General features: G+C 69.1%; 7 protein-coding genes. 4 read left to right on the forward strand and 3 right to left on the reverse strand.

The window, feature by feature from the left end; translation table 11 throughout:
- On the reverse strand, positions 1-912 hold a 912-nt coding region (locus tag M0R80_29895; GenBank protein MCK9463851.1), incomplete at its 3' end, for a CCA tRNA nucleotidyltransferase.
- An 80-nt stretch (positions 913-992) separates the two neighbouring features.
- Between M0R80_29895 and M0R80_29900 the strand changes: the two genes are divergently transcribed.
- Positions 993-3080, forward strand: coding sequence for a protein kinase (locus M0R80_29900; GenBank protein MCK9463852.1), 2088 nt, complete (start codon positions 993-995; stop codon positions 3078-3080).
- 137 nt (positions 3081-3217) lie between these two features.
- Complete coding sequence (locus M0R80_29905; protein ID MCK9463853.1) at positions 3218-4954, forward strand: hypothetical protein; 1737 nt, start codon at positions 3218-3220, stop codon at positions 4952-4954.
- A gap of 29 nt (positions 4955-4983) precedes the next feature.
- Here M0R80_29905 and M0R80_29910 read toward each other — a convergent pair whose 3' ends face one another.
- On the reverse strand, positions 4984-5565 hold the full coding sequence (locus M0R80_29910) for a hypothetical protein (protein ID MCK9463854.1): 582 nt from the start codon (positions 5563-5565) through the stop codon (positions 4984-4986).
- 73 nt (positions 5566-5638) lie between these two features.
- On the opposite strand from M0R80_29910, the gene M0R80_29915 reads away from it, so the two are divergent.
- Both M0R80_29915 and gmd read left to right on the forward strand, forming a co-directional pair.
- Positions 5639-6451 carry a class I SAM-dependent methyltransferase gene (locus tag M0R80_29915; GenBank protein ID MCK9463855.1) on the forward strand — a complete coding sequence of 271 codons (813 nt, stop codon included), beginning with the start codon at positions 5639-5641 and terminating at the stop codon, positions 6449-6451.
- Between the two features lie 28 nt (positions 6452-6479).
- The gene (gmd, locus tag M0R80_29920; protein ID MCK9463856.1) at positions 6480-7565 is read left to right on the forward strand and encodes a GDP-mannose 4,6-dehydratase; all 1086 of its coding nucleotides are present in this window, start codon (positions 6480-6482) and stop codon (positions 7563-7565) included.
- Between the two features lie 27 nt (positions 7566-7592).
- On the opposite strand, the gene M0R80_29925 is transcribed toward gmd, so the two are convergent.
- Positions 7593-8160, reverse strand: a 568-nt coding sequence (locus M0R80_29925) for a ParB/RepB/Spo0J family partition protein (protein MCK9463857.1), incomplete at its 5' end; no start/stop codon positions are given.

Below are 8160 nucleotides of genomic sequence, written 5' to 3' on the forward strand. Positions count from 1 at the left end.
CTCCGCGGGCGAGGGCAGGGTGACGGCCCCGATCGCCACGACCTCGCGCCGCGTGCGCCGATCCGTCTTGAGCGCCTCGCAGCAGGCCTCGATGTCGGTCGCGGGCAGATCGATGAGGAGCGCGGCAAGGCGCAGCGGGATCGTCGCGTCGACGCCGTCGACCCGCGCCGAGATCCGTCGCCACCGTGCGGGGCGATCCGCGGCGGCGACGGCGGCGAGCTTCGGGCAGACGAGCTCCGCCATGCCGCACCCGAACATCACCGCCAGCCCGAGCGACGGTCGCCGCGACGAGAGCAGCTTCAGGAGCTCGTCCCGCATCCGCTCGGCCGAGACGTTGCCGAGGCGGGGTGCGGCCGCCGGCAGCGCCGCGAGCGTCGCGGGCTCGATCCCGAACTCCAGCGTCGCCGCGAAGCGGGCGGCCCGGAGCACGCGCAGCCCGTCCTCCTCGAACCGCGCGGACGGATCGCCGACCGCCCGCAGGGTGCGCCGCTCGAGGTCGCCGCGGCCGTCGAACGGATCGAAGAAGGCGCCCTGGAGCGGGTCGTACGCCATGGCGTTGACCGTGAAGTCGCGGCGCGCGAGGTCCGCCACGATGTCGCCCAGGAAGACCACCTCGTCCGGCCGGCGGCCGTCGGAGTAGGAGCCTTCTCCCCGCAGGGTCGTCACCTCCATCGACGCCCCGCCGAGCAGCACCGTGACGGTCCCGTGCCTCGCGCCGGTGGGCACCGTGCGCCGGAAGGCGCCCATCACCTTCTCCGGCGTCGCGGTCGTCGCGAGATCCCAGTCGAGCGGTGTCATGCCGCGCAGGAGATCGCGCAGCGAGCCCCCGACGAGGTAGGCGGTCTCGCCGGCGGCGTCGAGCTTCCGGCAGACCTCGAGGACGAAAGCCGGGATGTCGAACCTCTCATCCATCGCCCTGTCGTTCTCCTTCGTGATAGAGTAAACAAAATAGCCCGTCTGGCAAATGCCGTGAGCGGCACTACGGTTTTTCGATGACAAGTGCAGGAACGTCGATCCGGTTCGGCAACTACCTCCTTTCCCAGAAGCTCGCGCACGGCGGGATGGCGGAGGTGTTCATCGGGACGGAGGGCGGCGCGAGGGGCGGCGGCCGGAAGATCGTCGTGAAGCGGATCCTGCCGGAGCTCGCCCGGGATCCCCGGTTCGTCGCGATGTTCATCAACGAGGCGCAGCTCGCCGGGCAGATGGATCACCCGAACCTCGTGCGCGTGCTCGACTTCGGCGACATCGACGGGCAGCTGTACATGGTGATGGAGCACGTCGACGGCCTCGACTGCTGGAAGCTCTCGCGGCGGATGTTCCCGTGGGGGGAGGAACACGAGGCGCTGGCGATCTACATCGTGATGAGCGCCCTCGCCGGGCTCGACTACGCGCATCAGCTGACGGACGTCAACGGCAAGGCGCTGTCGGTCGTGCACCGGGACCTGTCGCCGTCGAACATCTACATCTCCGCCAAGGGAGAGGTGAAGGTCGGCGACTTCGGCATCGCGCGCATCGACTCCGTGCGGTACCGACCGGTCGAGGTGACCCCGAAGGGGAAGTTCGGGTACATGGCGCCGGAGCAGGTCGAGGGGCGGCCCATCGATCGACGCGCCGACGTCTACTCGGCGGGGGTCGTGCTCGCGGAGCTCCTCATCGGCCAGAAGATCTTTTCCGGAAACAGCCAGCTCGGCGTGCTGCTGGACATCCGCGACGGGCGCATGGACGCGCTCGAGAACAACCTCGACAAGGTGCCGCCGGCGCTGCTGAAGGTGCTGCGGGGCGCGCTGTCGCGAAAGCCCATGGTGAGGTTCCCGACCGCGCGCGACTTCAGGGACGCGCTGGCGTGCTACCTCGAGGCCAAGGGAAAGGCGCCGACCGCATCGGACCTCGCGGCGCAGGTCCGCCTCGCCCTCGAGCTGCGGAGCCCGCTGAGCTCGGACCCGTCGCTCGGCCGCCCGCGGACGCCGCGGACGGGCGAACCCCTGCTGGAGCGGACGCCGCACGCCGCCGAGCTGCTCGCCGACGAGACGACCCGCGCCGTCGGGCTCGCCCGATCCTCGGCCGAACATCCCGGGACGCCCGTCACGGCCGAGAGCGACCATACGGGCACGTCGGGGCGCTACTCGGCGAAGCTCGCGGGCGGCTTCGTCGTCGGGCCGACGTCGTACGCCCACGTCATCGAGCTCATCTACTCGGACCGGATCGACGCGAGCACCCTGGTCTCGGCGGACGGGCGCGAGTACCTGCCGGCCGGCGAGATCCCCGAGCTCATGCGCCACCTCCCGGCGTACACCCCGACCTCGGAGGCCCAGGACGCGGTCGCGCCGGATCGCCGAGGCTACCTCGAGATGGAGGTGCCGAGCGTGGTCCTGCTGTCGCTCGCAGTGCGCGGCGAGACCGGGCTCCTCGTGTGCCAGCGGGAGAGCCGCCGCAAGGAGGTCTACCTCCACGAGGGCTCCCCGCAGTACGTGGGCTCGAACAACCCGACGGAGCTGCTCGGCGAGTGCCTCGTCCGCGACGGCGTCATCGATCGGATGGAGCTCGAGATGGCGCTCGCGCTCCTCCCGAAGTTCAGCGGGCACATGGGCGACACCCTGATCGCCCTCGGGATGCTCTCCGCGGTCGATCTCTACGCGCACATCAACAACCAGATCCGCTCGCGCCTGGCCGATCTCCTGACCTGGCAGGACGGGTACTACGAGTTCTATCGCGGCGTGAAGTGCCGGCCCGGCGTGCTCGAGGTGAAGATCGATCCGTACGAATTCATCCGCGAGAAGCTGCTCGCCGACATGCAGCACGTCGACTTCGCGCGGCTCCTCGACGAGATGCGGAGCTGCCTGGTCGCGCCGGCGCCGCTCCTCCAGCAGCTGTGCGAGCGGCTCGCGCTGCCGTCCGAGATCGACGAGAAGGTCAAGTCGGTCGGCGACTGGCTGTCGATCCGCGAGCTCGAGGCGGCGGCCGGGAGGTCGCAGCTGCTCCTGGCGCGCGCGATCTTCGTGGCGCTCGAGGCGGGGCTGTGGACCTTCGACGGCCCCGTGCCTCCGTGGCGGCGCGAGAAAAAGGACCCGCCCGCGGAATAGCCGCCCGCGCCGCGGGTTCTTGACACGAATCTCCTAACGCGTTTAAAAGGCAACACCGCTCGTATTGAAAACGAAACCAAAAGGGTCAGTGGGTATGATTGCGGTGCAGTCGGCACCGTAAAACGGAGGAACGATTTATGAAAAGGACGTTCGCTATCGTCGTCATGGTGCTCGGGCTCGTCGCGGTCTCCGGCTGCGGGGAGAAGAAGGCCGCGGAGAAGGCCACGGGCCAGAAAGTCCAGCTCGAGTTCTTCATCATGTCGAAGTGCCCCTTCGGCGTGAAGGTGATGCAGGCCATAACGCCCGTGCTGGAGAAGATGGGTGACAACGTCGATCTCAAGGTCGACTACATCGGCCGTGAGAAGGACGGGGGGCTCACCTCGATGCACGGCGATCCCGAGGTGAAGGGCAACATCCTGCAGCTCTGCGCGCGCGAGACGGGCAGCTTCGAGGCGTGGCTCTCGTTCGTGAAGTGCCAGAACGAGGATTGGCGCAAGATCCCGGAGGGCTGGGAGAAGTGCGCCGAGGCCGCGAAGCTCGACACGGCGAAGATCAAGACCTGCTTCGAGGGCGACAAGGGCAAGGAGCTCCTGCGCGCCTCGTTCAAGCGCGCCGAGGAGAAGAAGGCGACCGGCAGCCCGACGATCTTCCTGTCCGGTGAGCCCTACAAGGGCGGCCGTTCGGAGTCGTCGTTCGGCCGGGCGCTCTGCGAGAAGTTCACCGAGACCAAGCCGAAGTACTGCGCCGACATCCCGGCCCCGATCAAGGTCCCGGTCACGGTGGTCGGCGACAAGCGGTGCACGAGCCGCAGCTGCGACACGAAGCGCTTCCTCGCGTTCATCACGAACACCTTCGAGGGCGCCGAGGTCAAGGAGCTCGATTTCGCAGACGCCGAGGGCAAGGCGCTGTTCCAGAAGTCGGGCGAGAAGTTCCTCCCGGTGGCCATCTTCGGCGCCGACGTCGAGAAGGAGGAGTCCGGCTACAACCGCCTGAAGAGGCGCCTCAAGAAGCTCGAGGGGGCGAACGAGTTCGTGTACCCGCTCGGCCGCGACTGGGATCCGGCCGCCGAGATTTGCGACGACGGCGCGGACAACACCGGCGACGGCAAGGTCGACTGCGACGACGACACCTGCAAGGGAAAGAAGGTCTGCCGCGAGGAGATCAAGAACAAGGTCAGCGTCTTCGTCATGAGCCAGTGCCCGTACGGCGTGCGGACCGTCGACGCGATGGAAGAGGTCGTCAAGAACTTCGGCAAGGACCGGAAGAAGATGGACTTCAGTATCGAGTTCATCGGCAAGGACGTCGAAGGCAAGCTGAACTCCATGCACGGCCAGGGCGAGGTCGACGAGAACCTGCGCCAGATCTGCGCCCAGAAGTACTACGGCAAGGACTACAAGTTCATGGAGTACGTCCTGTGCCGCAACAAGGCGTACCAGGAGACCCGCGGCAAGGAGCCGACGGGCACCGAGTGGACGGCGTGCGCGAAGAACGGCATCAAGGCCGACGTCATCAAGAAGTGCGCCGAGGGCGACGAGGGCAAGCAGCTCCTGTCCGCCTCCTTCAAGCTGGCCGACGACCTCGGGATCACGGGCTCGCCGGGCTGGCTGCTGAACAACAAGTTCGACATGCGCGGCCGCACGTCCGAGGCGATCAAGACCGAGTTCTGCGCCAAGAACGAAGGCCTGGCGGAGTGCGCGAACACGCTGTCGTCCGGCGAGGGCGAGGCCCCGGTCCCGGCCGGCTCGTGCGGCGGCGGCGGCGGCGGCGGCCCGGCGCCGACGGAGGGCAGGAAGATGATGCCTCCTTCGGGCGCCCAGATGCCCGGCCCGGCCGCTCCGCCCCCGGCCGGTCCTCCCCCCGCGAAGCCCGAGTGACCCGCGAACCGCTCACGCGCTGAGCGCTCCTAACGGGAGCCGTACCCCTTGCGCTCCTCGGCGGTCTTCTCCTCGGCGACGCGCCCCTCGACGTGCTTCCGCACCGTCGCCATGACGCCGGGGGAGCTCGGCGAGAAGTGGAAGTGATGGCCGAGCGAACCGCCCTCCTGCTCGAACCAGCGCAGGAAGACGACGTACTCGCCCGTCAGCCGGCCCTCGTGCCGGGTGATGAGCGAGTAGCCGAGAGACGACGACGACGCGACGAGCACGAGCAGCGTGTCGGGCGCGGCGCCGTAGAGGATCTTCACGATGCGGGTGTCGAGCCGCCGCCCCTCCTTGCCGTCGATGTCCTTCGTCGTCTGCACCGAAGTGATGTTCACGACGGCGACCAGATCCGCGAGGTTGGATCTGGAGTCCAGATCCTGCTCGGCCCGGAACGCCCACTCGCCGGAGAGCTTCGCCGTGTCGTCGATGAGGTCGATCCCGTCGTCGAAGACGGTCGCCTCCGTCTCGGCGTCCCACTGCCGGCCCACCGCGAAGCCGCCGCCGCAACCCGATGCGAAGGCGGAGGCGGCCAGGATCGCGATCGCGATCGCGCGGCTACGTCTCATGGAATCCTCCATTCCACCCCCCTGCCAATTCTTGTAGAGTAACGTAACGCTCGAGGAAGGGTCAAAGAACAGCGTGGAAAGCAAGGCGACGCGCGACGTCAAGGCGGGGCTCAAGCGTCTCGTAGCCGAGCCGCGGGCGCGCGGTTTCGATCTCGAGTCGGCCGAGGCGACGGCGGCGCACGCGCGGATCATCCGCGACAAGCCGTTCCTGCGGAAGCTCTACGAGCGCTACTACGGGGAGTTCGCGCGGGCGGACCGCGGCGCCCCGGCGGGCGCGCGCGTCGAGATCGGGTCCGGCGGCGGGTTCCTCGACCGGGTCGTGCCCGGGCTCGTCCGGCTGGACGTGCGGCCCGGGGCCGAGGTCGATCTCGTCGCCTCCGCGCTCGCGCTCCCGTTCGCGGCGCGAACCGTCGGCGCCGCCTTCATGCTGAACGTGCTCCACCACCTGCCGGACGTCTCGGCCTTCTTCTCGGAGCTCGAGCGGGTGCTCGCGCCCGGCGGGCGGGCCGTGATGATCGAGCCGTACGCCTCGCCGATCTCCGGGATCGTGTACCGGCTCGCCCACCACGAGCCGTTCGATCCGGATCAGGCGGACTGGCCCTTCGCGGGGAGCGGCGCGATGACCGCGGCAAACGGCGCGCTGCCGTGGATCGTCTTCGAGCGCGACCGGGCGCGCTTCGAGTCGGAGCACCCGCGCCTCGAGATCGTGCGGATCGCGCCGCACACGATCTCGCTGTACGCGCTCTCGGGCGGGCTCAGCTACAGGAGCCTCGCGCCGGGGTTCTCGTTCTCGGCGATCGCCGCCGCGGAGGATCTCCTGTGCAGGGTTCCTCTGGCCCGCGCGCTCGCCTCGATGATGACGATCGAGCTCAGGAACGGCGGCTGAGCGGTTCACAGACGGGAGGATGCCCTCGATGAAGAAAGCGCTGATTACCGGGATCACGGGACAGGACGGCTCGTACCTCGCGGAGCTCCTGCTCTCCAAGGGGTACGAGGTGCACGGGGTGAAGCGCCGATCCTCGCTCTTCAACACCGGGCGCATCGATCACATCTACCAGGATCCGCAGGTCGAGAACCGGCGGTTCGTCATGCACTACGGCGATCTGAACGACGCCTCGAGCCTGAACCGGATCGTGCGCGACGTGGCGCCCGACGAGATCTACAACCTCGGCGCGCAGTCGCACGTCGGCGTCAGCTTCGAGGTGCCCGAGTACACCGGCGAGGTCACCGGGCTCGGCGCGGTGCGGCTGCTCGAGGCGATCCGGGAGACGGGCGTCTCGACCCGCTTCTACCAGGCCTCGTCGTCCGAGCTCTACGGCCAGGTGCTCGAGACGCCGCAGACCGAGACGACGCCGTTCCGGCCGCGGTCGCCGTACGGGTGCGCCAAGGCGTACGCCTTCTACCTCACCGTCAACTACCGCGAGTCGTACGGCATGTTCGCCACGAACGGCATCCTGTTCAACCACGAGTCGCCGCGGCGCGGCGAGACGTTCGTGACGCGCAAGATAACGCGCGCGCTCGCCAACATCGTCTACGGGCTGCAGGACCGGCTCTACCTCGGCAACATGGACGCGAAGCGCGACTGGGGCTTCGCGGGGGACTACGTCGAGGCGATGTGGCGCATGCTGCAGCACGGCGAGGCGGGCGACTTCGTCGTCGCCACGGGCGAGACGCGATCGGTGCGCGAGTTCTGCTCCGCGGCGTTCGCGGAGGCGGGGCTCCCCGTCGAGTGGCGCGGCGCGGGGGTCGACGAGGTCGGCGTGTGCGCGAAGGACGGCCGCGTGCTCGTCGCGATCGATCCGCGCTACTTCCGGCCCGCGGAGGTCGACCTCCTGCTCGGCGACGCGACGAAGGCGAGGGAGGCGCTCGGGTGGACGCCGAAGACGACGTTCGCCGAGCTCGTCTCCATGATGGTCGCGGCCGATCTCGAGCGCACGCGCCTCTTCGTCGAGGGCGCCGATCCGAAGAAGCACTCCGTGAGCGCGCTGCGGGAGGACTGAGAGACGCGGGCGCGCCGAGGGGCGCCCCTACCGCAGGATCTTGTCGAGGATCGCGTCGAGCTCGGCGTAGCTCGTGTAGTGGATCTCCAGCCGTCCCTTGCCCTTCCGATCCGCGATGACGACCCGGGCGCCGAGCGCGCGCTGCAGCCGCTCCCCGAGGTTGCGCACCTGGGCGCTCTGGCCGGCCTTCGCCGCCGCGCCGCCCTTGGCCTTGCCCGCGCCCTGCGCCGCGCGGGCCCGCCTTTCCGCCTCGCGCACCGACAGCCCGCCCGCCACGATCCTCCGCGCGAGGGCGCACATCGCCTGCGCCGAGCCAGCCTGGAGCAGGGCGCGCGCGTGTCCCTCGGTCAGGGCGCGGTCGAGCACCATCGCGCGCACCTCGGGCGGCAGGCCCAGGAGGCGCAGGCTGTTGCCGATCGTCGAGCGGTCCCGGCCGAGGCGCGCCGCGACCTCGTTCTGCGTGAGGCCGTGCTCGTCGATGAGGCGCTGGTAGTTCACCGCCTCGTCGATCGGGTTGAGATCCTCGCGGTGCAGGTTCTCGATCAACCCCATCAGGAGCGCCTCCTTGTCGGTGGCCTCCTTGATGACGACGTGC

This window comes from Pseudomonadota bacterium (assembly GCA_023229365.1).
In the GTDB taxonomy this organism is placed as follows: domain Bacteria; phylum Myxococcota_A; class Polyangia; order JAAYKL01; family JAAYKL01; genus JALNZK01.